A 25,196-nucleotide genomic window follows, 5' to 3' on the forward strand; every position below is an offset into this window, starting at 1 on the left:
AATTACATTAAACGAGTGATATTTGAACGTATTGTAAAAAACGGACTTAGGAGGATCGCGCAAGATAACGTGTCGGGCTGGTTGCTGCAAACACTTGAAAATCATGAATCATATGCGCTTGATCAAAGTAACCGCATTCGGCAGCCAAAACTGCCATGCTGATCGCATTGTTATCGTCGAGCAAGCGTGTGACGCGGCGAAAGCGAAGGATACGGGCGAGCAGTTTCGGCGCAAGCCCCGTGCGCTCAAGGCAAAGACGGCGAAACTGACGCTCGCCCATTTCAGCAATATCGCATAGCTCATCCAGGGACATCTGGCCATCGTGCTCTACAAGCGTATCAATCGCCCTTTGTGCTGCCGATGGTGGATGAATCATTTCTAAAGCTTTTTCCAATGCATGTACCTGTTCTTCGCCGTTCTCCGCATGGATTAATTGTTTTGTAAGGCTGTTGGCGTCACCTTGCCAAAGCGATCGCAATGGTACAGTTTTATCGGTGAGCGTCGCACCGTGCACAGGCAATATCGAATACGCCATACCGGGCTTGAAGCGTATGCCGACAAAAGCAGCGCCTGCAAGCACTTCGACACGCTGCGGCTGTGTCATCGCCCCGACGATATCAAAATGCTGTTCTTGCTGTGTAAATCGTAACAATAGGTCTGTACATCCATCCGGCAATACCGACTGATAGTTATCTTCCGCAGCTTCGAGCATCCAAAAGCATTCGATCATTGAAGCCAGACGCGCTGAAGGTTGAAATTCTCGATAATTTGAAGACATAGCAGAATTTTAGATTAGTTCTGTGCTACTTCCAATTACGTTTTCTTGGCGAATATTAGCAGACAAAGGCTTAGCTGAGCGCAACACAGCGTCCAGCAACCCTGGAAAAAGTCCTTCCAAATCCTCTTTGCGCAACATATTAATGTGCTGTGTTCCTTCTTTGCGAGTCAAAACGACGCCTGACTCTCGCAAAATCTTGAAGTGATTGGACATGGTGGATTTGGCAATGGCAAAATCAAAGTCAGCACAGCATTGCTCCTCCTTAACTGCCAGCCGCCGCACAATCTCCAGCCGCACCGGATCGCCCAAAGCGTAAAGCACTGCTGGTAAGGAAATATGTTTTCGGTCTGGGTGATACAAGAATCTCATACTTGTATTATCTCATCAAGTTGACTATATTTTAATTATTCGATATTATCGAATTAACGAATTAATGGAGAAAAAATTATGTCATCCATTGCAAATGTGACAGATGCCACGTTCAAGCAAGAAGTTCTTGACAGTGAAGTTCCAGTGTTAGTGGACTTTTGGGCACCGTGGTGTGGACCTTGTCGTATGGTTGGTCCGGTGGTAGATGACATTGCTGCTGAATATACAGGACAGGTAAAAGTAGTGAAGCTGAATACAGATGAAAATCCTACTATTGCCAGCAATTACGGAATTCGCAGCATTCCTACGCTCATAGTGTTCAAAGGTGGACGGCAAGTCGATACTGTAGTTGGTGCAGTGCCAAAGACAACGTTGAGTAAGACTTTAGCACAGTATCTGTAGTTCAATTCGTCATCAATAACTCACGAATGACGATTTGAACTGGTGTAGGACAGTCAGTCTTGGCTCTTTGATAATCAGTTTTAACAAGACTTGCATAATGCGTAAATCCGATCATTTGTTGGAGTTCAAGCAATGGACTTGAAGTTGCATGGTAAATCCGCGCTGGTAAGTGGTTCAACTGCAGGTATTGGTTTTGCAATTGCGCAAGGACTTGCACAAGAAGGGGCATCAGTTATTATTACTGGACGATCTTCTGGACGAGTTGAGGAGGCAATCGCCAAAATTCAACACAGCAACCCACAAGCAAAAGTTTCCGGTGTGGTTGGTGATCTTGCAAAAAAAGAAGGAGCCTCGGAAGTCTTTCAACAAGTTCCTCACATTGATATCCTAATCAACAATCTTGGTGTTTACGAGCCAAAGCCATTTTCAGATATCACCGATGAAGACTGGTTCAACATCTTTGAAGCTAACGTTCTTAGTGGAGTCCGTTTGAGTCGCCACTACCTACCAAAGATGTTGGAACAAGACTGGGGACGTATTATTTTTATATCCAGTGAATCTGCGATACAAATTCCTGTTGAGATGATTCACTATGGTATGACAAAAACGGCTCAACTTGCCATTGCAAGAGGTTTAGCACAATCGACAATTGGGACTAAAGTCACAGTCAACTCTGTTCTAGCAGGACCAACTCGCTCAGAAGGCGTTGAGGATTTTGTCGCAAAAATGGCAAAAGACCGTGGTATTAGTTCTGAGGAAGTCGAAGCTGACTTTTTCAAAAATGTTCGCCCAACTTCGCTGATCAAACGCTTTGCAACAATTGATGAGGTTGCAGCAATGGTTGTTTATCTATCCAGTCCAATAGCCTCAGCCACTAACGGTGCAGCTGTGCGGGTGGATGGCGGGGTTGTGCAGTCAGTTGTTTAACAGTTATCAGTTATCAGTTACCAGTTATCACAGTTCACTGTTTACTGTTCACTGTTGACTGTTATCAGTTACCTGTTATCAATTTCATCCGTCTGAGTGATGACTGAATTAACTAGGAGTTTTGATTTTTGGCTAAGCACAAAATTTGGAGATTCAATTTATGAACGCTAACATAAACTTACTCTCGCCATACAAACTAGGTGATCTAGAACTGCCCAACCGCATAGTGATGGCTCCCTTAACTCGTAATCGTGCAGGAGAGGGTAATGTACCGCACCAACTCAACGCCACCTACTATACTCAACGCGCTTCTGCAGGGCTGATTATCGCTGAAGCCACTCAGGTTTCTCCACAAGGGCAAGGGTATCCTTATACACCAGGAATTCACTCGCAAGAACAAGTAGAGGGTTGGAAGTTAGTCACGGATGCAGTGCATCAGCACGGAGGAAGAATTTACTTGCAACTATGGCATGTAGGACGCATTTCACATCCTGATTTTCAACCGAATGGTGAGTTACCGTTAGCACCTTCTGCGATCGCACCTAAAGGTGAGGTACTGACTTTTGAAGGTATGAAACCATATGTAACTCCTCGTGCTTTGGAAACGTCGGAGATTCCTGAAATTGTCGAACAATATCGTAAAGGGGCAGAAAATGCTCTGGCAGCTGGTTTTGATGGTGTAGAAGTTCACAGTGCTAATGGTTATTTACTTGACCAATTCCTCCGGGATGGTACGAATATACGTACAGATAAATATGGCGGTTCTGTAGAAAATCGTGCCCGACTGCTGTTGGAGGTAACCGAAGCAGTTGTTGGAGTGTGGGGTGCAAAACGGGTTGGGGTACGCCTTTCTCCCAGTGGGACGTTTAACGATATGCAAGACTCCAATCCACTGGAAACATTTGGTTATGCTGCCCAAGCCTTGAACCAGTTTGATTTAGCATATCTGCATATTTTTGAGGCGATAGATCGCGATATCCAACATGGAGCAATAGTGGTGCCAACCAGTCATATACGCGATCGCTATCACGGTACACTTATCGTTAATGGGGCATACACTCGCGAAAAAGGCGATGCAGTCCTAGCCAAAGAAGAAGCAGAGCTCGTTGCTTTTGGCACACTATATATATCAAACCCCGATTTACCCCGGCGTTTTGCTCTCAATGCACCGCTGACTGAGGGAGATTCGACGACTTTTTATGGTGGTGGAGAAAAGGGTTACACCGATTATCCGACAGTAGAAGAGCAATATCCCTCTTTAGTAGGAGCCAAATAATTCGTTGTTCTTATAGATGTACGAATGATGAACAGCTGTGATCCAAGCTTATAATCTTTGTGAAAATTGACGGATAAATCTCATGGTTCAAGAACTCAACCTTCAAACTAAACCTCTAGATGTACCCAGCGCCATTATTCAGCGTCGTTCTATCAAGACTTTCAAATCAGATCCCATATCCCCGGAACTACTTAGGCAACTCGTTGAACTCACCGTAGCAGCGCCCAGTAGCTATAACATTCAAGATTGGCGGATAGTTCTTGTGCAAGATGAGGCACAAAAAGCGGCTCTTTCTGCAGCATCTTGGAATCAAAAACAAGTCGTTGAAGCGCCTGTGACATTTGTCTTTGCTGCTGATGCGACTGCTGGAGAACAAGACTTAACACCGATTTTGAATCAGGGACTCGAAACGGGTGCATGGAATGAGAAGACGGTAAACTACTTTAAAACCAATATCCCGCAGTATCAAGCAGGACTTGGAGACAAGCGTCGGGAGTATGCCATCAAAGATGCCATAATCGCTGCAACTCATTTGGTGCTAGCAGCAGAAAGTCTGGGCTTGTCCACCTGCTTTATGAATGGTTGGATTGAAGAGAAAGTCAAGGAAGTGATTGGTGCTGCGGATAATCCAGATATTGCGATCGCAGTTCTTGTACCAGTTGGATATGCAGCAGAACCACGTCGGGATCCCGGACGTCTGCCATTTGCCCATAACGTTTTTGTGGATAGACTGGGAAACCCTTATGAGAGTTGAGATGAGAACTGTCCACGTATTCTCGCCAAAGTAAAAGACATCACGAGCAAACAATGGGTAGACAGCAAGTCACCAGAGTACTACTATTTGATTGACTCATGAGCGATTGACTTTGCAGCAAAGTCAATCGCACCAAAATCATCTACCAAGTCAAACAATTTCAACCATGTCCTTTAACTGCTAACTCACATTTTGCACTTAGAAAAACTAGTGTATTTTAACACTCAATACTAAACCTGAAGCCCATATTTTACCGGTAAAAGCCAATAAAAGTTATGTAACTTTCTTGCGCTGCTTTTGACTCAGCCCAGGCTTATACGGTTAGGTGCAAGATATAAGCTAACCCCAATCAGCAATCACAGGACTCATCATCATGAAAAAACTAGAAGGAAAAGTCGCTCTTGTCACCGGCGGTACCAGTGGCATCGGTCTTGCCACTGCCAAGCGCTTTGTCGCCGAAGGTGCCTATGTCTTCATCACGGGTCGTCGCCAAACTGAACTTGATGCTGCCGTGAAAGTGATCGGTAAAAACGTCACGGGTATTCAGAGTGATGCCTCGAATCTTGCAGACCTCGATCGCCTGTTCGCCACGATCAAGCAAGAGCAAGGACACCTTGATGTGATCTTCGCCAATGCTGGCGGTGGAGAACTCGTCCCACTCGGCGAAATCACCGAAGAACACTTTGACAAAACGTTCAACACTAACGTCAAAGGTCTGCTGTTCACTGTGCAGAAGGCACTGCCACTGTTGCCAGAGGGCGCTTCTATTATCCTGAATGCTTCTCAGACTTCTATAAAAGGTACGCCAGCTTTCAGTGTTTACAGCGCCACCAAAGCCGCCGTGAGATCATTTGCTCGGAATTGGATACTCGACCTCAGAGAACGCAAGATCCGAGTGAATGCCATTAGCCCTGGTGTGGTTCCGACTCCTGCTTACGATCATTTGGGACTGAATGACCAGCAGTTGCAAGAATTCGTGGACAGTCAAGCCAGCGCCATCCCGTTGGGAAGAGTAGGCACGCCTGATGAGATTGCCAAAGCCGTTGTCTTTCTAGCTTCAGACGACAGCAGCTTTGTGAACGGCATCGAGTTGTTTGTCGATGGCGGTATGGCACAGATTTGAAGCGCCTTAAAAGCGATATATCAGATAAGCTACTCGTGACAAACAGTTCATTTAAACATCAGGAAATATAACTAATGATTTCGCTTTATTACTGGACAACACCAAACGGACATAAAATCACAATCTTCCTTGAAGAAGTGGGAATACCTTACACAATTGTTCCTGTCAACATTGGCGCGGGGGATCAATTTAAGCCTGAGTTTCTCAAAATTTCTCCTAACAATCGTATCCCCGCAATTGTGGATCATGAACCAGCAGGAGGTGGTGAACCGATTTCAGTTTTTGAGTCTGGTGCTATCTTGCTGTATTTGGCAGAAAAAACAGGGAAGTTGATTCCAGGAGATTTGCGCGAACGCGTTGAAGTCCTGCAATGGCTTTTTTGGCAAATGGGCGGTTTGGGACCGATGGCGGGACAGAATCACCACTTCAGCCAATACGCACCCGAAAAAATTGAATATGCTATCAACCGCTATGTGAATGAGACAGGACGCTTGTATGCTGTCCTAGATAAGCGGCTGTCTGATAGAGAGTTTATTGCTGGCGATTACTCAATCGCTGATATTGCTACCTATCCGTGGATTGTGCCATATGAGCGCCAAGCTCAAAACTTGGAGAACTTTCCTCACCTAAAGCGCTGGTTTGAAACAATTCAAGCGCGTCCAGCAACAATTCGTGCTTACGAAAAGGCAGAAGCCTTCAAAAATCAGGCGCTCGATGTAGAAAAGTCAAGAGATTTGTTATTTAGCCAGTCGGCAAAAACAATTCAGAAGCCCACAACTTAAAAATTTTAGGGGAGTATCAGGACGCACAGCACTGACTCCCCTTATCCGTTTATCCATGTTTAGTATCTGTATTATAAGCAGCATATTAGACTCGGATAAGTGTTGAGGGATGTCAAGATGAAATTCTTTATTGTTCACGCTCACCCAGAACCCAACAGTTTCAATAGTGCACTGACTCGCTATGCTAAGGAAGTACTGCATACCATTGGACATGAGGTGATTATTTCTGACCTTTATGCCATGCAGTTTAACCCAGTTTCTGACCGCCGCAACTTCACTTCTCATAAAGAACAAAAGTACTATAATCAGCAAAGTGAAGAAATGTATGCCACTCAAATTGATGGCTTTGCCCCAGATATCAAAGCGGAGATGGAGAAACTGGAGTGGTGCGATGTGCTGATTTTTCAGTTTCCACTTTGGTGGTTTGGACTTCCTGCGATCCTCAAGGGTTGGGTTGATAGAGTTTTTGCAATGGGAAAAATTTATGGTGGCGGGAGGTTTTATGACAATGGAGTTTTTCAAGGAAAAAAAGCCATGCTGTCTCTCACCACAGGTGGTGGATTAACCATGTACACCGAAATAGGGATCAATGGTGAGATTCGTACGATCCTCTATCCAATTAATCACGGAATTTTTCGCTTTGTAGGTTTCGATGTTTTGCCACCTTTCATTGTTTGGGGCGCAAGTCGCATCGGGGATGAGCGTCGCCAAGCTTATTTGGAAGAGTATAAGCAGCGGTTGTTAACGATTAATGCAACGCCTCCTATTGTGTATCCCTCACTGAAAGATTTTGATGAAAATTTCCAACTGAAGCAGTCATGATAAGCTGTTGCGCGATAACTTGCATATTTTGCCCTAGAAGAGAGCCGTTAAATTTCTGGTAAATTATCAAGGACGATTGTCCATGTGCAAGCGCGTGCCTCTGGTTGCGATGCTCCCTCTGGGAGCAGCCGTGTTTTTGGGTAATACTTGATACAAAAGAGTGCAGTGGGTAAGAGCTTATGCCTAATCACTCTGGAAGCGAAACAACAGCTAGACCATTTGATTTTGTTTTACCAATAAGAGAAAAATAAGACAGATTAAAGAGAAACATTTTCATTCTTGCTGGTGTGCAAATGCTCATGGGGGGTATTTAGTCATTCTCCAGCTATGAATTGCGGGGGTTTCGCCTGAAAATCTTGATCGATCTTGTCGAAATTCAGTATACTACAAAAGAATATTTTCAATAGACTTAACGTTTCTATTTTCTACAATAATAAGAAATTATGAATTGTTATAATAAGCTTTCAAAACAATGTTACATTTCTATCAAAATTTTATTAAAATAACCAAGGTGCGTAACTGATTAGTAAAAATCGATTAGATTTGTTATTGTGAGCAAAAAAGGATAAAAAGTAAAGTACAAAAAATGTAAAAATGTTTACTTCATTATACAGATTTTTGTTCTATGCTAAAGGAAACCGTCCTAAAAGTTAAGATACTTGTACGCCGGATTATCTCCATCCTTGCCAATGATTCGTCACGTCTACAGTTGACCTTTATTTGATCAAACTCCTATGAGTAGGTTAGTTGTTTTAAGCCTAGGTCAAGGGAACCTACACGAAGGCTGTGCTACGGTGACGGCTCAGCTTGGAGAAGCAGACAACCCCTACCAGATGAAATTCACTGCCAGCTTACCAGCCGCACCAAAAATTTATGAACTATACCAAACTTGGCAGTCAGTTTATTATGCTTTTTATCAACGCTTGAGTTGGCGTCTGGATAACGAAGTAGATGATAATTTTGAAATTGCAGAAGATTGTATCACTAATATTTCTGAAGCTGATATTCATGGCTTGTGTAAGCTGTTGTCAAAAAAAATCAATACATGGCTTAACTCAACAAAGTTTCGCAAAATAGACCAGCAGTTACGTACACAATTAAAACCCTCTGAAGAAATTCGCTTCATTATTGAAACCAACGACCATTTACTGCGACGACTTCCTTGGCATCTGTGGAAATTTTTTGACGATTACCCATATGCAGAAGTGGCGTTGAGTGCGCCAGAGTATCAAAACACTAATAAATTGCTGGTAAATAATCGCACAGGTAAAGTGAGAATTTTGGCAATTTTTGGGAATAGTCAGGGAATTGATATTAGTCAGGATAAAACTCTTTTAGATAAACTATCAACTCAAGCAGAAGTTAGATTTTTAATAGAGCCAAATCTCGGTCATTTAAACGATCAGCTATGGCAACAAAATTGGGATATTCTCTTTTTTGCGGGTCATAGTTTTAGTCAAGAAAAAGGATTTTTGCAAATAAATAAAACAGATACAATTACCCTTGAGCAGTTAAGATATGGTCTAAGACAAGCTATTAGTCGTGGGTTGAAGCTAGCGATTTTCAACTCTTGTGATGGTTTAGGGTTGGCGCAGGAACTCCAAGATTTGCAAATTCCACAAGTGATTGTCATGCGTGAGCCTGTACCGGATGTCGTCGCTCAAGAATTTTTAAAGTATTTTCTGGCAGAATTTTCAACTGGAAAGTCTTTATACAATGCAGTGCGTTCTGCACGCGAAAGACTGCAAGGATTAGAGGTGGAATATCCCTGTGCCACTTGGCTACCAATGATTTTCCAGAATCCTGCTGAACCATCTATGATTTTGTCACAGCAAAATGTATGGACTAAACGCAAACAGAAGACAGATTTCTCAATGCTGGCTTCCACCCCAAATGCTAGAGGTGTGCAAACAAACATCCGATTGCCAGTAGTCACCTCAGTTTTTTCCAAAACAACGGCTCTCGATTCACTCATTGAGATGCTCAATGGCAAGTTCCTGGAATATCAAAATCGCCCCCTTAATCATACAGAAATTTTTGTTTTACGAGGTATTTGGCAAAGTCAAACTTACAACCAAATTGCTCAACAGGGAGGCTATAGTCCTAATTACTTTACTAAGAATGTCGCTCGAAAATTATGTCAAAAATTGTCTGAACTGATCGGCAACCGTGTGACTAAAAAAAACTGTCGGACGCTACTAGAGTCGTATGTGACTACACAAGCTTCTCCAAAAACAACCTTGGAACAACGTCCCTCTGTAAGAAATTCTCCCAATTTCCAGCAGGAAATGTCACCTCGTTTTCCTAGTGGTTTAGTCCCGCTTGGTTCTCCCTATTACATTGAACAACCAGAGATTACCACACAGGTTTATAAAGAAATTATCAACCCAGGAGCCTTAATTCGCATGAAAGCTCCTCAAGAAATGGGTAAAACCTCGCTGCTGATCAGGATTGTTGAGTATGCCAAGCAGATCGGCTACCATACAGTGAGCCTGAATTTGCAGGAGCAAGTTGATCAAACTATCTTGAGCGATTTGAACCGCTTTTTGCGTTGGTTATGTGCCAACATCTCTTGTCAGCTTGAGCTTGAACCAAGATTAGACGAGTTTTGGGATGAAGATATTGGCAGCAAAGTCAGCTGCTCGCTTTATTTACGAAATTATGTCTTAGAGCAGATTGATTCTCCTCTGGTTTTGGCGTTGGACGAAGTGAATCAGATTTTTGAGCATCCACAAGTGGCACAAGAATTTTTACCCTTGTTGCGTTCCTGGTACGAAGACGCCAAAAGGCAACCTATTTGGCAAAAGCTGCGCTTGATTGTGGCTCACTCAACTGAAGTTTATGTTCCCCTCCAGCTGAATCAGTCTCCATTTAATGTCGGACTACCGATTGAGTTAAACTATTTTAGTTTAGAGCAGGTGCAAGAGTTAGCCCAGCGCTTTGGACTCAATTGGACAGATGATGAAGCAAGGTTAGTAACGGACATCGTTGGCGGACATCCTTCATTAGTACACCTGACACTTTATCACCTTAGTCGTGGAGAGGTTGCTTTAGGGCAACTGCTGCAAACTGCTGCCACACCCACAAGCATTTATTACCGTCATATCCAGCCTTATTGGGCAACTTTGAAGGTGCAACCAGAATTAGCATTTGCTGTTTCTACAGTGATGAGTGCTAGTAAACCTGTAAAGTTAGAACCTGTTCTTGCTCATAAGTTAAAAAGTATGGGGTTGATTAAGTTGGATGACAATCTAGCTACACCTAGTTGTCGGTTGTATCAAGAGTATTTTCAATTGAAGTGTGATATAAATCCAAGCTAAAAACCCAAGTCAGCCGCGTGGTGAGGTTGTGCTGCACCGAAGGTAGGGAACTGGTATCCAGCAATGCCTGATATCGTGTCTGGTTAAAGACTTATCATTAAAATACAGCAGTAGGAAGTGAACACCAAACTAGTCTGTAAAATGAGTTGACCAATGCTAAAAGTAGTTGTAAAACAAGACTCTAACTAAAGTAGTCAACTATGGATAAGTTTCACGGAGCAGATAAAGATGAGAAACATTACTCTCGAAAATATCACTCAAGCCGTGATTGAGCACGGTGATCAAGGCAAGACTCATCCACGCCTTTATGAGATTTATGCCAGCCTGATTCGACATCTGCACGCCTTCGTGCAGGAGGTGAATCTGACGGAACAAGAGTTATCGCTCTTGCGCGATTTTATCATTCGGGCAGATCGCTACACAAAAGAGATACCGAATGGGGAAATTCATATGTTGCTCGACGTGCTGGGAATCTCAGAGCTAGTGGTTCTGTTGCATAACAACAGCAGCACAGCTACCGAAAGTAATGTGGAAGGTCCTGTCTATGTAGCGGATGCACCAGAGCGCAACATGGGCGATCGCCTCGGAATCGATCCCGACGGCAATACCCTCTTCCTATCAGGACGCGTCTTAGACCGGAACAACAAACCAATTGCCAATGCGCTTGTTGATGTCTGGCAGTCAAATTCAAAGGGACTCTATGACCTTCAAGAAGCATCCCAGCCAAAGGGTAACTTCCGAGGTCGTTTCAGAACCAATTCCGACGGCTCCTACGCATTTGAAACGGTTGTGCCAATAGGGTACACTATTCCATCAAGCGGACCGTGCGGTGACCTGCTGCGGCTTTTGGGACGACATACCCTGCGAGCAGGCCATATCCATTTTAAGTTGAGTGCTGCAGGCTATATACCCCTGACTACACAAATTCATATTGATGGAGATCCGCACCTCGATTCAGATACAACGTTCGCGGTCAGATCTGCCATCCTCAAGCTGCAAAAACATGAAGCACCCGACAAACTCAACGCATACAACCAAAGCAAACCTTTCTATACAGCCGAGTTTGACTTTGTGCTACAACCGAGCGACGAACAGACAGATGCGGCTTAGAGCTTGGACGGTTACTCATCACGTCGAGATAGCATCGATTCCCAATCGGGTTGGCAAAGATTTAGTGCGAACGTTCACATTGAATGGGAATCGAGTCACACTAAAAACGCCACCGACCGAAACTGATGGAGTCCTGAAGGTTTTTGAACTGGTGTGGGAACGTGTGGAGCTATGATGATATCGACTCGTATATAAAGCGATGGGACGCAGTGCCCGCCCTCCGTGCCATCGCTTGTCAATTGTCACAAGCATACATCATATCTTGTATCTATCCATAGAAAACCGTATAAGCTAATAAAGATGCAAGGGTAAGCTAGATAATTTTTCTTGGCTTTTCTCGCGCTCATAAAGGATTTTTGGTTTAATACTTAGTGATCTAATACAATAAATTTTTCTTGGTGCAAAATGTGAGATACCAAACTTTCAAGAGTCCAGATACGCTTAATTTTCTGCTCACGGCAAGCGCAGAAAGCTTTCCTGTGGAGAAGACCGTCAGCCCCTAAGCCCTGTGGACACACTACGTGTATGCCTACGGCACGCTTTGCGCTTACAAAGTTCACGCATTCAAGACCCCACGCTCCCGACCAAGAATTCAAAATCACGGAAGATTGGAGCCTCGCTCCGCGAGGAGCTATCGCTTACGGAGGAAACCTCCGCTCCAACTTCTCTCAAAATTTTTAAACCTTAACACAAAATTAGGTAGCAAATATGGATCTTTTGATAGATGACCTTGTAAAAAATCAGAAAATTGATGGCAAAAATCTAACTATTCCCGGTTACTTTATCCGCAGCACCGCACCTATCAATATAGAAGATGATAAGTTGAAAGTGGATGAAACTTTGCCGACAATTGATGATGTTATAGACCATCTTTATCAAAACAGTCAATCGCAGACAGAAGAGTTAGGATTGGTTATTCAAATTCATGGTTATAATACTGGTGTTAAGGATGGACAGAAAGACTATGTACGCGAAGATTGGGAACAAGTTTGCAAATATCTGAATCAACAAGACAATGCTCTGAAAGATAGAAAAAGTAGCTTTGTTTATTTAGGTTACCGATGGTCATCGGAAAGTGTTCCTTCTAGCCTGAAGAATGCATTTAATTCTTTACCGAGTTTACTACAATTTTTACTATATAGTGGGTTAGCAATTACTGGTCTTGGTATTTTATTATTATTTTTATTCTCGTATTCTTGGTTTGGAATTTTGATTTTGGCAGGTCTGTGTGTAGCTTCTTTTGTTGGAAGTTTATTCTTTTTGAGAATTATTGTTTATTTCCGAGATGAATATCGCGCAAGATATTATGCAGTGCCAGATTTGATAGAATTTATTAGACAATTAGATCAAGGTTTAATAGAGCGTTATACCCAACATTTTCTTTCCAGCCAAGCTTTTTTATATGATGAAAAACAAGCAAAAAAACAAGCAAAAGAGGAGTGGGATCAAAAAAGAATTAAGTTGACATTTATTGGTCATAGTATGGGTGGATTCATCACAACAGAAGTCGTGCGAGTTCTCTCTGACGTCTTTGATCAAAAATCTATTGGTAATGTCAAGAATTTGAACAAACAACCATCATCTAATATTGGTCGTGTTTTCAGTTTAGGTCGGTTGATTTTGGTTTCTCCAGACATTCCAGTAAATACTATTCTTTCAGGACGGACTAATTTTTTACGCTCTTCTTTGCGTCGTTTTGAAGAAGCTTATCTCTTTAGTAGCGAGGGAGATGTAGCATTACGCCTTGCTTCAACAGCAGCTAGTTATTTCTCTTTTCCAGCTAGTACTCGTACTCAAGGATATCGACTTGGTAATGTGACAGTTAATTTACCAGACAAAAATGTTTATGGAATTGTGAATTTAGAGCAGATAAAGCAGAGATTGTCAGCAAATAATCAGCTATTTGTTTCTAAGAAAAAATTCGACCATCTACTTAAATATCTTGGGGTTAAGGTTTTAAACAAGCAGGAAGAGCGAAACCTTTTACAGAATAAGAAAGACCCGGAATCTTTAGTTCCTAAAAGTGAAGATCCAGAATCAATCGCTGATTTGTTTACCTATTTTGATTGTACAGAATATCAAGATAAAACTGACTACCCAGGTCGTGATGGCAAAACAATCAATGTTCTCATTTGTCCAAATCAAAAATCTCCGTTGAAACTTTGGCAGTACATAAGGCTTCTCAAGGCTTTTTTTGACTCTTTTAACAACAGTTCAACAGGGATAGATGTTCATGGCGGTTACTTTCATGGTTATTTTAGTAAATTGATAATTTACCGTCTGGCTTTTGTGGGATTTGAGGGTTTACTAGACTCTTTAATATTAGAACAACCCAAGGAATTTGATCTGATAGCACCTCCTGATTTACAGGAAAAGCTCAATATAAGTGGAGAATTGAATACAGTGGAAAAACATAAAATTGCTCTGGAATATTTTTCTTGGATATGTGAGCAAAAAACTATTCAAGTTGCAGCTTCTTCAGAACGTTACTATGTCGATGTTTTAAATGAACCTCGCAAGGAAGTTAGAGATGCATTCTTATCACAACAAAACAATGAGTCTTGATAAGCATCTATACTTAGAGATCGAAAGTCAAGCTGATTACCAAACCAATTATCAAGAATAAGAAGCTAGAAAATCTGGTGAGAGAAGTTCTAAATGAACCAGTATCATCTAATACTTCATTCTATGCAGACTTGAAAAACGGACAACGCCCCCAAGTGAGTCAGCAGGAAGTGAAAGTTGTCGCGCAGAAGATAGTTCTTCCAGAGGCTACAATCCATGTATCAGAGTACGAGAATCCAGACAACAAAATTACGCTTCACGTAACCCATAACAGTGCAGATGTCGCTGAGTGGGTGCGTCAGAGTGATAATTTCGCCTCTAACCCTGAAACTTCCGTACCCTCGAATCTAGTAGGTATGCTGACTAGCGTCACAGATGTTAGCCGTAATAGTCGCTATATTATAGATGGTGAAAGCGGAGAGATTGTTGAATCAAATGTGTTATCTCATTCGAGGTATACTTGGGGTGTAGGACTTTACACTTACTGCGATCGCTTATCAACAGGTCTACCATCAGGACAGCTAGAAAATATTTACTGGCAGTCTTCAGGTTTTTGGCAAGAACTATTCACAAAATTTATCTTCGATTTGTACAAAGATAATGAAAAGCGGATAGTGTCACCAAAGAAATTACTTCAAGCAAACAATCGACAAAACAAACCTTCGTGTCTATTCCGTCTAAATACAATAGACATGAAGATTGCTTACGCCTATGAGTTCCCTGTTACTTATGAAGATGGTAAATCGAACAATCACATGATTTTATCTCCGCAATTTGTACCCCGCGTTCATGGTGCTGGAAGTTCAACAGATGGTTACATTGTTTGTACCGTTGCTTCAGAAAACAGCGATGAAATCTGGATTTTTGATGCCAAGAATCTTGCTCAAGGATCTGTTTGCAAACTCGATCATCCCGAGCTAAATTTTAGTTATACAATACATACAACTTGGTTACCAAAAATTGCACCTCGTACAGCAACTTATAACTGTCCCGTGCGCGAAGATTATCAAGAGCAAGTCACTCGCCCTTCGGGCTCAAATTCAAAGTTCAAAGTTCAAAATTCAAAATTAAAGACAATTAGTAGGAGCTTGAACTCTCTACGCTATTGTTGACCACAAAATCAAAGATTATGGTGGGGGCTCTGACCCTCATTAATTAATTCAAAAAAATTCTTCCGGATTGAACTTTGTTCGCCTTTGGCGTGCCCTTTGGGCATATTTTGAATTTTGAATTCAAAAAAGGTCAAGAAAAATTCTCCAGATATTTAAGAGTTGTTTGAGACGGAAGTTTATCCGTATTTTGAGGGAAAATCAGTTAAGTGAACTGTTTAAATTGTTGGATAGTTATTAGACTTTTTGCAGAAGTAGGGAACGCTTAACAGGGAACAGAACGTCGTAAAATCTCATTTTTGCAAGAGGTCTATTATTGACAATACCATTTATCTCGTTTCCATGCTATGGATGGAAACGAGATAAATTTTGTAAAGATACAAGATACAGAATTAGATAAACACATCCTGGATTATGATTACAATTCCTGGCATTGAAGTTAGTACGCATATCTACGAAAGTGCTAATACCCTGGTTTATCGAGGTATCCGAACTCAGGATAAAAAACCTGTTATTCTCAAGGTTTTGAACAAGAAATATCCCACTCCTGAGGAACTGGCTAGGTACAAACAGGAATTTGAAATAATTAGTTCGTTAAATATATTTGGAGTGATAAATGCGTACACGTTAGTTAAATATCAGAGGACTTTAGTTATTATTTTGGAGGATTTTGGTGGCGAATCTTTAAGATCTTTCATTCAGACTAGAAAATTAACACTAGCAGAATTCATTTTAATAGGCATACAGAGTGTTGATAGTTTAGCTAGAATACACTCGGCTAACATTATCCACAAAGATATTAATCCTTCCAATATCGTTTATAACTCAGAAAACGGGGAACTCAAACTTATTGACTTTGGTATTTCGACAGTTTTTTATCAAAAAAGTTTCATAACTAAAAATGTCGATACTTTAGAAGGTACCCCAGCCTATACTTCGCCAGAGTTAACTGGTAGAATGAATCGTTCATTCGATTACCGTGCTGATTTTTACTCTTTAGGAGTAACCTTTTATGAACTGCTAACCAGTCAATTGCCTTTTGAAACAACTGATTTGATGGAGTTAGTACATTGTCATATTGCTAAACAACCTGTACCTCCTCATGAAGTCAATCCAGAGATTCCCCTGGTTATTTCCAATCTTGTGATGAAATTGTTGGCGAAAAATGCTGATGATAGATACCAAAGTGCCTGGGGAATCAAAGCAGATTTAGAAGAAAGTTTATTCCAACTCGTGACAAACGGTAAAATTTCAAATTTACCCATCGCTTGCCAAGATGTTTCTCAGAAATTTCAAATTATCCAAAAACTATATCACAGAGAACGAGAAATTGAAACTCTACTCACAGCATTTGGGAGAGTGAGTGATAGAAATCATGATACACCTCCTAGAAGTGAAATGATGTTGATATCTGGATATTCAGGAGTTGGAAAATCAGCTTTGGTTCAAGAATTTTATAAATTATTGACTCAACAGCAAGGTTATTTCATTTCTGGTAAGTTTGATGAATTCTCTCGCAATATTCCTTATTCAGGATTGATTCAAGCCTTTCAGCAATTAATCAAACAACTGTTAACCGAAAGTGAATCACAGATTAATTTATGGAGAAAAAAATTATTAGAAGCATTTGGCTCTAATGGTCAAATGCTTATTGATGTCATCCCGGAAGTAGAATTAATTGTTGGTAAGCAATCATCACTTCCTGTATTGTCATCGACAGAATTTCAAAATCGCTTTCATCTAATCTTTAAACATTTTATTCAAGTTTTTACCCAACCAGAACATCCACTAGTCATATTTATAGATGATTTACAGTGGGTAGATAATGCTTCAATGCAATTGATACAACTGCTGATGACAGCAGAAAATAGTCAATATTTGTTTTTGATTGGTGCGTACCGTGATAATGAAGTGGATGGGAAACATCTATTGAAGCTAACATTAGATAAAATCCAAAAATCTGGGACGATTGTCAATTATCTTCACCTTGAGCCTTTGGATTTACAAAATGTTAATCAGTTAATCGTAGATACCTTCAATTGTTCTTTTGATAAAGGAAAATGTCTAGCAGAATTACTTGTTCGTAAAACGAATGGCAATCCTTTCTTTGTCAACCAGTTTTTGCAATCATTATATCAAGAAAGATTAGTAGACTTTGATTTATCTCCTGTTACCTATGAGAGAAGATGGCGATGGAATTTGGAGCAAATTCAAGCGAGAGACTTTACAGATAACGTCGTTGAACTAATGGTGAGCAAGATTCAGAAGTTATCTTCGGATACGCAAGAGGTGTTGAAGCTAGCAGCTTGCATAGGTCATCAGTTTGATATTCAAACAATAGCAAATATTTCTGAAAAATTACCAGAAGAAATATTGAAATCACTGTGTGAACCAATTGAAGAAGGTTTCATCTTACTCTTGAAAGATGCTTACAAGTCGATTGATCCAGATTCGTTACAAGAAACAGACTCTGTCAAGGGTGAATACAAGTTTGCCCATGACAGAATTCAGCAAGCAGCATATTTTTTGATTCCGCAAGAACACAGAAGCGCGGTTCATCAAAAAGTAGGTCAACTGCTGCTGAAAAATACTCCACAAGATAAGCGAGAACGGAAAAATTTTGATATTGTTAACCAATTAAACTTGAGCATTGAATTAATAAATCATCAATCATATCGAGATGAATTAGCTTCGCTTAATTTAATGGCTGCTAAAAGAGCGAAAGGATCAGTCGCGTATGAACCAGCATTGAGATATCTGCAAATTGCCATGGACTTGTTGGCAGAAAATAGCTGGGATAAGCAGTATGATTTAACACTGGCGTTGTATGTGGAAGCAACAGATGCAGCATATCTCAACACTAATTTTGAGGAGATGGAGAGATTGGCTGAGGTGGTACTGTGTAACGCTAAAACTTTGCTGGATACAATAAAAATATATGAAGTGAAAATCCAAGCTTATATGGCACAAAATCAGCCATTGCAGGCTTTAGAAATTGTGCTACCAGTCGTGAAATCTTTGGGAGTGAATTTTCCAGATAAACTGAGTCAATCGAATATTTGGATTGGTTTACTAAAGACAAAGATATCTTTGGTAGGACATCGAATTGAAGACTTGATTGACTTACCAACAATGACTAATTCCTACAAAATGGCAGCAATAGACTTATTATCTCAAGTAAGAGTAGCAGCATATTTGACTTCTCCACCGCTGTATTCTCTTATTGTGTTTGAAGAAATTAATTTATTAATTAAATATGGAAATACTTTTGACTCTGCTTTTGTCTATGCTGCTTACGGGATGATTCTTTGTGGAGTTGTGGGAGATATTGATTCTGGATATAGATTTGGTCAACTCGCTATGAAAACTTTAGATAAATTCAATATGACACGTAAAAAAAATAGAGCTATGCATGTTATTAATAGCTTTATTAAAAATTGGAAAGAACATGGAAACAGAACCTTAGAACCGCTGATAGAAGCCTATAAAAGAGGGAAAGAAAATGGGGATTTTGAATTTTGCGGTTATTCAGCATTTATGTATTCTTTTAATGCATATTGCGTTGGAGAAAATTTGAGAAAACTAGAACAGCAGATATGTTCATATAGTCAGACTATGAATCAGCTAAAACAACAAACGATATTCAATTATTTACAAATCTTACACCGAACTATCTCGCAATTAATGGATGAATCTGAGGATAAGTGTTCTTGTCAATTCCTGGGTGAGTTTTACAACGAAGAGAAAATGCTTCCACTTCATTTAGAAGCGAATGATAAAACCGCAATTTGCAATATCTATTTCCACAAAATGATTCTTTGTTATTTATTTCATAATTACCATGAAGCTGTTAAAAATGCAGAAATCGCTCAAAAGTATTTAGGGAGTGCTACAGCCTCACTCCTTGTTCCTCTATTCTATCTCTATGATTCTTTAGCACGACTCGCCGTTTTCAAGGATGTTGCTGAGTCAAAACAAAAATTTCTTTTAAAACAAGTTACTAATAACCAGAAGAAAATGAAAAAATGGGCAGATCATGCTCCCATGAATTATCTACACAAATTTTATCTAGTGGAGGCTGAACGTGATCGCGTGTTGGGCAAAAATAGAGAGGCTAGGGAATATTATGATCGCGCTATTGCTTTAGCACACGAACATGAATATATCAACGAAGAAGCCCTCGCTTATGAATTAGCAGCAAAGTTTTATATAGATAGAAACCAAGATCATCTTGCTCGTCACTATTTACAAGATGCTCACTACGCCTATCAACTCTGGGGGGCTACAGCCAAAGTAAAAGATTTGGAAGCCGAATACCCACAATTTCTGAGTCAAGCTCATAAAACTGATCTTAAGACGACTTTATCCACATCAACAACGGGGCAAAATATATCCTATGTATTAGATTTACTAAGTGTACTTAAAGGAACACAAACGATTTCTGGCGAAATCATTCTACACAACTTACTCGCAAAGTTGATGAAAATCGTGATTGAGAATGCAGGAGCACAAAAAGGCTTTCTGATTCTGCATTCCCAAACAAAGTCTCTTAACGAGGAGGATAACTGGGTGATCGAAGCTACAGGAAGTGCAGATTCGGATGAAGTTACCATTCTGCAATCAATACCAATAAACTCAGTAAATACCCATAATTTACATCCTTTTTTATCAACCGCCATCATTAACTATGTCGCCCGCACTCGCGAAAATGTGGTCTTAAATGATGCTCTGCATGAAGGACAATTTACCCGCGATCGCTACATTCTCACCGCTCAATCCAAATCCATTCTCTGCACTCCTTTATTGTATAAAGCCAAACTCAGCGGCATTTTATATCTAGAAAATAATCTTACAACAGGTGCATTTACTCCAGAACGTGTTGAAGTGTTAAGAATCCTTTCTGCTCAAGCCGCCATCTCAATTGAAAATTCCCGTCTTTACGAGCAGTTAGAGGATCATAGCCGAACTCTGGAACAAAAAGTGAAACAGAGAACTCAGCAATTACAACAGAAGAATCAGGAATTAGCAAATCTCTTGCAAAAGCTTAAAGCGACTCAATCTCAAATTATCGCACAGGAGAAATTGGCTTCTTTAGGAGCTTTGACAGCAGGTATTGCCCATGAAATCAAGAATCCCTTAAACTTTGTTAACAATTTTGCTGAACTTTCTGTAGAATTAACCCAGGAACTGCTTGAAGAGATTTCAAGTCAAAAAGACCGACTAGATCCAGAATCTAGGGAAAACATAGAAGAAATATTAAATGATTTGAAACAAAATGCTAAAAAAATCAATGAGCATGGCACAAGAGCAGATAATATAGTGCGTGGGATGCTCATGCATTCACGGGGGCAAACTGGCGATCGACAACTGACTGACATCAACGCCTTGCTAGCTGAGGCTATTAGTCTAACTTATCACGGAATGCGTGCCAAAAACCCTTCCTTTAACATGAACATAGAAACTGAATATGATGATAAGCTTGGTAAACTCAATGTTGTGCCGCAGAGCATGAGTCGTGCTTTTATAAATATCATTCATAACGCCTGCTATGCAGCGTGTAAAAAGAAAAAGCGTTTGTATGTGGATGTAGAGCACGAGGCTGAGGGTTTTTCGCCTATCCTTTTTGTCAGGACGAAAGATTTGGGTGAGGAGGTAGAGATACACATCCGAGATAATGGCGAAGGCATTCCTCAGAAAGCGCTAGATAAGATTTTTAATCCTTTTTTCACCACTAAACCACCTGGTGAGGGAACTGGTTTAGGTTTATCTATTACTCATGATATTATTGTCCAGCAGCATCAAGGAAATATCAGGGTGGAAACAGAAATGGGAAGTTATACAAAGTTTATCATCACTTTACCTAAAGTTGTTCCGTAAGAAAACAGATGAAAACATGAAAATAATGGTTGTAGATGATGAACAAGATGTTCAATTTTTATTCGAGCAAAAATTTAGAAGAGAACTAAAAAAAAACCTGATTAGTTTAGACTTTACCCTGTCTGCAGAGGAAGCATTGAAAAAAATACAAAGTCAAACTAAACTAATCGAATGCCTGTCCCTGATATTGGCGGATATCAATATGCCTGGGATGAATGGCTTACAGTTACTCAAAATTATCAAACAAAATTTTCCTAATTTAAAAGTCTTTATTATTACTGCTTATGACGATGAAGATAATTATCTAATAGCTAAAAAATACGGAGCTGATGAATATATTACTAAGCCAATTCAATTTGATAAACTGAAAGAGAAAATCTTTAGTGCATGAAGAGTCCCAATCAGAGAAAAAACTATGCCGCCAAAAATACTGGTTGTGGATGATGAGCCTGACTTAGAAATACTCCTTTGTCAGGCATTTAGAAAAAAAATTCGGCAAAAGCAATTCCAATTAATTTTTGCTCAAAATGGTTTAGAAGCACTAGAAAAGCTGCAAGCGGAACCGGATATAGATATCGTTTTAACTGATGTCTATATGCCAGAAATGGATGGGCTAACTTTGCTTACGAAACTTAATGAGTTATATCCGATCATTAAAGCAGTTATTATTTCTGCTTATGGTGATATAGAAAATATCAGAACGGCTATGAATCGGGGTGCTTTTGATTTCCTAACTAAGCCGATTAATTTTCAAGATTTAGAAATCACAACCAACAAAACTCTGCAGCATGTGCAACGAATAAAAGCAGCGCACGAACAAGAGCGTTTAGCACAGCACGCTCAAGCAGAATTATTAACTCGTTTACAACAAGAGGTGACTGAACGCCAGCGAGCAGAGGAAGCATTGCGCGAAAGTGAGCGAAAATTGACTCAATTTCTGGAAGCTGTCCCAGTAGGAATATTTGTCATTGATGCCAACGGTCAACGCTATTATACCAATAAGAAGGCACAGCAGATACTTGGAAAAAGTATCGTTCCTGAAGTTCAAGTAAGTGAATTTCCTAAGATTTATCAAGCTTATGTAGCGGGGACAAATCAGTTATACCCCTTTGAGGAGCAACCCATTTTACGAGCGTTTAACGGCGAAAGTGTAACCGTTGATGATATAGTGCTTCAGCAAGCTGACAAAATGGTTCCCATAGAGGTGTCAGCAACTCCAATTTATGATGATAAGGGAAAAATTATCTATGCCATAGCCGCCTTTACTGATATTACCCAACGCAAACACGCAGAAGACGAACGGATTCACTTTACCCAAGAATTAGCACACAAAAATACAGCCTTGCACCAGGCAAAAGATGCATTAGCCCAGTCCAACTCTACCTTGGAAGAAAAAGTCGAGGAACGTACTCGCCAACTGTCTCAAACATTAGAAATTCTGAAAGCGACTCAAGCTGAACTGGTTTTTGAAAACGCTTTGCTCAGAAGTGCAGAACAATCCTCAACCTTTGATTATCAAGTTGGCGGTAGTTTACCGATGAATGCTCCTACTTATGTGGTACGAGCCGCAGATCGTCTCCTGTATCAAGCACTCAAGCGCGGAGAGTTTTGTTACATTCTCAATGCACGCCAAATGGGTAAGTCAAGCCTCATGGTATGCATGATGCATCGTCTCCAGCAAGAGGGGTTTACTTGTGCAGCGATTGATATCACTCGCCTTGGTTCTGAAAACGTCACTCCTGCTCAATGGTACAAGGGATTTGCTGTGGAGTTATGGCAAAATTTTAATTTGTTTGGAAAGGTGAATCTGAAAGCGTGGTGGAACGAGCAAAAAGATTTATCGTCTATTCAGTGCTTGAGTCGGTTTATAGAGGAAATCATACTAGCTCAGGTTGAGAGTGAAAAGATATTTATCTTTGTCGATGAAATTGATACTGTTTTGGGATTGAATTTTCCTGTTAATGACTTTTTTGCTTTGATTCGCTTCTGCTTTAATCAACGCGGTATTAATCCAGAGTATCAACGTTTAACTTTTGCTTTATTTGGAGTCGCAACACCTTCTGATTTGATAACTGATCTTCAAAGAACACCCTTCAATATTGGTCAAGCAATTCAACTCAATGGCTTTCAAATCCATGAAGCTCAACCTTTGCTTTATGGATTAACAGAGAAAGTCAGTAATCCACAAATCGTGCTCAAAGAAGTGTTAGCCTGGACAAACGGTCAACCTTTTCTGACTCAAAAGCTTTGTAAATTCATACGCCGTTGTTCATCTCCTATTCCGACAAACGGTGAAGCGCAATGGGTTGAGAATTTAGTGCGAAATTATGTGATCAAGAATTGGGAATCTCAGGATGAACCAGAGCATTTGAGAACCATACGCGATCGGCTTTGCCGCTGCGCAGAGCGCAATCGCATTCTCAACACCAAACTAAAATCATCTCATCTACTAAAACTATATCGACAAATTTTGTCTCAACAAGAAGTCGTCTCTGTTGATAGTCCAGAAGAAAAAGAGTTGCTATTGTCAGGTCTAGTCGTCAAGCAACAGGGTGTTTTAAAAGTGCAGAACCCGATTTATCAATCAATATTTGATCATACTTGGATAAGTGAGCACCTCTAAACAATCAGTTATCAGTTACCAGTTATCAGTTATCAGTTATCAGTTTTTACTGTTCACCCTTCGGGTTCGCCAGTTGCCTGCGGAGGGAAACCCTCCCGCAGCACTGGTCTCACTGTTCACTGTTCACTGTTCCCTATTCCCTCTTAACTTTTGAAAATTTGCCTTTGTGCTTCGTACAACATCAAAGCGGCAGTAATTGCCACGTTTACAGATTCTACCCCTGGACTCAGGGGAATTTTTACTTGTAAATCTGCTACTGCTGTCAATTCTTTTGACAAACCAGCACCTTCATTCCCTAACAAAATTAAACTGGGTTTGCGCCAGTCTACATCCCAATAAGTCAAAGTAGCACTGGGTAAGGTTGCAACAACCTGCATTCCTGCTTCCCTACTTTGCTGGACTGTCGTTTTCAAATCAGGACTCATCGCCATTGCTAGGCGAAACCACTGTCCAGCAGAAGCACGTAATACTTTTGGATTGTCTAAATCCACACTATCTTCACTCAGCCACAACCCAGAAGCCCCAGCAGCTGCTGCAGTCCGAATTATCGTACCCAAGTTGCCTGGATCTTGTACAGTTTCCAACGCTAGCACTATACCAGTAAACGGCACTTCCCCAAAGCGATCGCTTCTTTTTGCCGTCGCAACTACGCCATCTGGTTGTACTGTGGTGGCGATCGCCTTTAAAACCTCTTCACTCACAATTTCTGCTCGTTCGCAAATATCACAAGCTTTTTGCCATAGCACACCATGGCTGTCTTGCCATTCTGGTGTACTGCACACTGCTTCCAATGGGTAATTCGCTGCACAAGCTTCCTCTAACAAGTGCGTCCCTTCTACCAAAAACAACTGCTGCTGGTGTCTTTCTTTTGAGGAGTGGAGTTTGCGAATTTGCTTGACTAGGGAATTTTGTAAACTTGTTAACATTAAAGTTCTGAGTCATGACTGGTAATTAACAGTTATCAGTTACCAGTTATCAGTTATCAGGTAGGAAACGGACTCGTCCACCCCTTGTTCACTGTTCACTGTTCACTGTTCACTGATTTGGTCAAGATAGTCTACCAACAAATAACCTTTTTTACTTGTTACTCAGCACTTCCCTTTCGTATGCGGAACCCGGGACTTGAACCCGGAAGCCTTTCGGCACTAGAACCTGAATCTAGCGCGTCTGCCAATTCCGCCAGTTCCGCAAATTTTATTGTTGATTAACAGTTTTTCATTGTCACTCAATTGTTTAGATCTGTCAAGTCCTAATTTCTTAGATCAGGGGTTTATTGATTTTTAGGTAATTTTTGTTACTATTATCTAGTTTTCGGAAAAGATTGTATGATAAGTTGTTGATTCTTTATCTGCTGTCAAA

18 protein-coding genes and 1 tRNA gene are annotated in these 25,196 nt (G+C 40.6%); 15 read left to right on the plus strand and 4 right to left on the minus strand.

The window, feature by feature from the left end:
* Window positions 1–46: 46 nt before the first annotated feature.
* A complete protein-coding gene (locus DP114_RS18945; RefSeq protein WP_171976849.1) occupies window positions 47–778 on the minus strand; it encodes an AraC family transcriptional regulator in 732 nt (243 codons plus the stop codon).
* A 9-nt stretch (window positions 779–787) separates the two neighbouring features.
* The gene (locus DP114_RS18950) at window positions 788–1,147 is read right to left on the minus strand and encodes an ArsR/SmtB family transcription factor (protein WP_171976850.1); all 360 of its coding nucleotides are present in this window, start codon (window positions 1,145–1,147) and stop codon (window positions 788–790) included.
* A 78-nt stretch (window positions 1,148–1,225) separates the two neighbouring features.
* Here DP114_RS18950 and trxA point away from each other — a divergent pair, with 78 nt between their 5' ends.
* From trxA to DP114_RS19025, 15 genes are all read left to right on the plus strand, one after another.
* Window positions 1,226–1,549 carry a thioredoxin gene (gene trxA / locus DP114_RS18955; protein ID WP_169265314.1) on the plus strand — a complete coding sequence of 108 codons (324 nt, stop codon included), beginning with the start codon at window positions 1,226–1,228 and terminating at the stop codon, window positions 1,547–1,549.
* Window positions 1,550–1,681: 132 nt separating this feature from the next.
* Complete coding sequence (locus DP114_RS18960) at window positions 1,682–2,476, plus strand: SDR family NAD(P)-dependent oxidoreductase (protein ID WP_171976851.1); 795 nt, start codon at window positions 1,682–1,684, stop codon at window positions 2,474–2,476.
* Window positions 2,477–2,636: 160 nt separating this feature from the next.
* Window positions 2,637–3,752, plus strand: coding sequence for an alkene reductase (locus DP114_RS18965; RefSeq protein WP_171976852.1), 1,116 nt, complete (start codon window positions 2,637–2,639; stop codon window positions 3,750–3,752).
* Between the two features lie 82 nt (window positions 3,753–3,834).
* Window positions 3,835–4,506, plus strand: coding sequence for a nitroreductase family protein (locus tag DP114_RS18970; RefSeq protein ID WP_171976853.1), 672 nt, complete (start codon window positions 3,835–3,837; stop codon window positions 4,504–4,506).
* A 373-nt stretch (window positions 4,507–4,879) separates the two neighbouring features.
* Complete coding sequence (locus DP114_RS18975; RefSeq protein ID WP_169265310.1) at window positions 4,880–5,629, plus strand: SDR family oxidoreductase; 750 nt, start codon at window positions 4,880–4,882, stop codon at window positions 5,627–5,629.
* Window positions 5,630–5,703: 74 nt separating this feature from the next.
* Entirely contained in the window at window positions 5,704–6,411 is a 708-nt protein-coding gene (locus tag DP114_RS18980) for a glutathione binding-like protein (RefSeq protein ID WP_171976854.1), read from the plus strand.
* 117 nt (window positions 6,412–6,528) lie between these two features.
* Window positions 6,529–7,233, plus strand: coding sequence for an NAD(P)H-dependent oxidoreductase (locus DP114_RS18985; RefSeq protein ID WP_171976855.1), 705 nt, complete (start codon window positions 6,529–6,531; stop codon window positions 7,231–7,233).
* A gap of 734 nt (window positions 7,234–7,967) precedes the next feature.
* The gene (locus DP114_RS18990; RefSeq protein ID WP_171976856.1) at window positions 7,968–10,553 is read left to right on the plus strand and encodes an AAA-like domain-containing protein; all 2,586 of its coding nucleotides are present in this window, start codon (window positions 7,968–7,970) and stop codon (window positions 10,551–10,553) included.
* A gap of 228 nt (window positions 10,554–10,781) precedes the next feature.
* Complete coding sequence (locus DP114_RS18995; protein WP_171976857.1) at window positions 10,782–11,663, plus strand: dioxygenase family protein; 882 nt, start codon at window positions 10,782–10,784, stop codon at window positions 11,661–11,663.
* Window positions 11,653–11,838 carry a lipocalin-like domain-containing protein gene (locus tag DP114_RS19000; RefSeq protein WP_246162583.1) on the plus strand — a complete coding sequence of 62 codons (186 nt, stop codon included), beginning with the start codon at window positions 11,653–11,655 and terminating at the stop codon, window positions 11,836–11,838. The genes DP114_RS18995 and DP114_RS19000 overlap by 11 nt, the downstream gene beginning before the upstream one ends.
* A 533-nt stretch (window positions 11,839–12,371) precedes the next feature.
* Complete coding sequence (locus tag DP114_RS19005) at window positions 12,372–14,228, plus strand: alpha/beta hydrolase (protein WP_171976858.1); 1,857 nt, start codon at window positions 12,372–12,374, stop codon at window positions 14,226–14,228.
* Between the two features lie 77 nt (window positions 14,229–14,305).
* Complete coding sequence (locus DP114_RS19010; RefSeq protein ID WP_171976859.1) at window positions 14,306–15,340, plus strand: carotenoid oxygenase family protein; 1,035 nt, start codon at window positions 14,306–14,308, stop codon at window positions 15,338–15,340.
* Window positions 15,341–15,751: 411 nt separating this feature from the next.
* Window positions 15,752–21,214, plus strand: coding sequence for a trifunctional serine/threonine-protein kinase/ATP-binding protein/sensor histidine kinase (locus DP114_RS19015; protein ID WP_171976860.1), 5,463 nt, complete (start codon window positions 15,752–15,754; stop codon window positions 21,212–21,214).
* 16 nt (window positions 21,215–21,230) lie between these two features.
* Window positions 21,231–21,605, plus strand: coding sequence for a response regulator (locus tag DP114_RS19020; RefSeq protein WP_171976861.1), 375 nt, complete (start codon window positions 21,231–21,233; stop codon window positions 21,603–21,605).
* Between the two features lie 24 nt (window positions 21,606–21,629).
* Window positions 21,630–23,837, plus strand: coding sequence for an AAA-like domain-containing protein (locus tag DP114_RS19025; protein ID WP_169265302.1), 2,208 nt, complete (start codon window positions 21,630–21,632; stop codon window positions 23,835–23,837).
* 143 nt (window positions 23,838–23,980) lie between these two features.
* Here the strand turns inward: DP114_RS19025 and DP114_RS19030 are convergent, their stop codons facing one another.
* Together DP114_RS19030 and DP114_RS19035 are read right to left on the minus strand one after the other, a co-directional pair.
* Window positions 23,981–24,763: a TrmH family RNA methyltransferase gene (locus tag DP114_RS19030; RefSeq protein WP_171976862.1), complete on the minus strand. Its 783-nt coding sequence runs from the start codon at window positions 24,761–24,763 to the stop codon at window positions 23,981–23,983.
* Window positions 24,764–24,944: 181 nt separating this feature from the next.
* Window positions 24,945–25,026: transfer RNA gene (locus tag DP114_RS19035), tRNA-Leu, on the minus strand.
* Window positions 25,027–25,196 lie beyond the last annotated feature (170 nt).

It is taken from the genome of Brasilonema sennae CENA114 (assembly GCF_006968745.1).
GTDB lineage: Bacteria > Cyanobacteriota > Cyanobacteriia > Cyanobacteriales > Nostocaceae > Brasilonema > Brasilonema sennae.

Excerpts from the sequence above, each read along its gene's own strand:
- DP114_RS18945 (WP_171976849.1), bottom strand. The coding sequence starts at position 778 with ATGTCTTCAAATTATCGAGAATTTCAACCTTCAGCGCGTCTGGCTTCA.
- DP114_RS19020 (WP_171976861.1), top strand. The coding sequence starts at position 21,231 with ATGAAAATAATGGTTGTAGATGATGAACAAGATGTTCAATTTTTATTC.
- DP114_RS18965 (WP_171976852.1), top strand. The coding sequence starts at position 2,637 with ATGAACGCTAACATAAACTTACTCTCGCCATACAAACTAGGTGATCTA.
- DP114_RS18960 (WP_171976851.1), top strand. The coding sequence starts at position 1,682 with ATGGACTTGAAGTTGCATGGTAAATCCGCGCTGGTAAGTGGTTCAACT.
- DP114_RS18975 (WP_169265310.1), top strand. The coding sequence starts at position 4,880 with ATGAAAAAACTAGAAGGAAAAGTCGCTCTTGTCACCGGCGGTACCAGT.
- DP114_RS19015 (WP_171976860.1), top strand. The coding sequence starts at position 15,752 with ATGATTACAATTCCTGGCATTGAAGTTAGTACGCATATCTACGAAAGT.
- DP114_RS19005 (WP_171976858.1), top strand. The coding sequence starts at position 12,372 with ATGGATCTTTTGATAGATGACCTTGTAAAAAATCAGAAAATTGATGGC.
- DP114_RS19025 (WP_169265302.1), top strand. The coding sequence starts at position 21,630 with ATGCCGCCAAAAATACTGGTTGTGGATGATGAGCCTGACTTAGAAATA.
- DP114_RS19000 (WP_246162583.1), top strand. The coding sequence starts at position 11,653 with ATGCGGCTTAGAGCTTGGACGGTTACTCATCACGTCGAGATAGCATCG.
- DP114_RS18950 (WP_171976850.1), bottom strand. The coding sequence starts at position 1,147 with ATGAGATTCTTGTATCACCCAGACCGAAAACATATTTCCTTACCAGCA.
- trxA (WP_169265314.1), top strand. The coding sequence starts at position 1,226 with ATGTCATCCATTGCAAATGTGACAGATGCCACGTTCAAGCAAGAAGTT.
- DP114_RS18970 (WP_171976853.1), top strand. The coding sequence starts at position 3,835 with ATGGTTCAAGAACTCAACCTTCAAACTAAACCTCTAGATGTACCCAGC.
- DP114_RS18985 (WP_171976855.1), top strand. The coding sequence starts at position 6,529 with ATGAAATTCTTTATTGTTCACGCTCACCCAGAACCCAACAGTTTCAAT.
- DP114_RS18980 (WP_171976854.1), top strand. The coding sequence starts at position 5,704 with ATGATTTCGCTTTATTACTGGACAACACCAAACGGACATAAAATCACA.
- DP114_RS18995 (WP_171976857.1), top strand. The coding sequence starts at position 10,782 with ATGAGAAACATTACTCTCGAAAATATCACTCAAGCCGTGATTGAGCAC.
- DP114_RS19030 (WP_171976862.1), bottom strand. The coding sequence starts at position 24,763 with ATGTTAACAAGTTTACAAAATTCCCTAGTCAAGCAAATTCGCAAACTC.
- DP114_RS18990 (WP_171976856.1), top strand. The coding sequence starts at position 7,968 with ATGAGTAGGTTAGTTGTTTTAAGCCTAGGTCAAGGGAACCTACACGAA.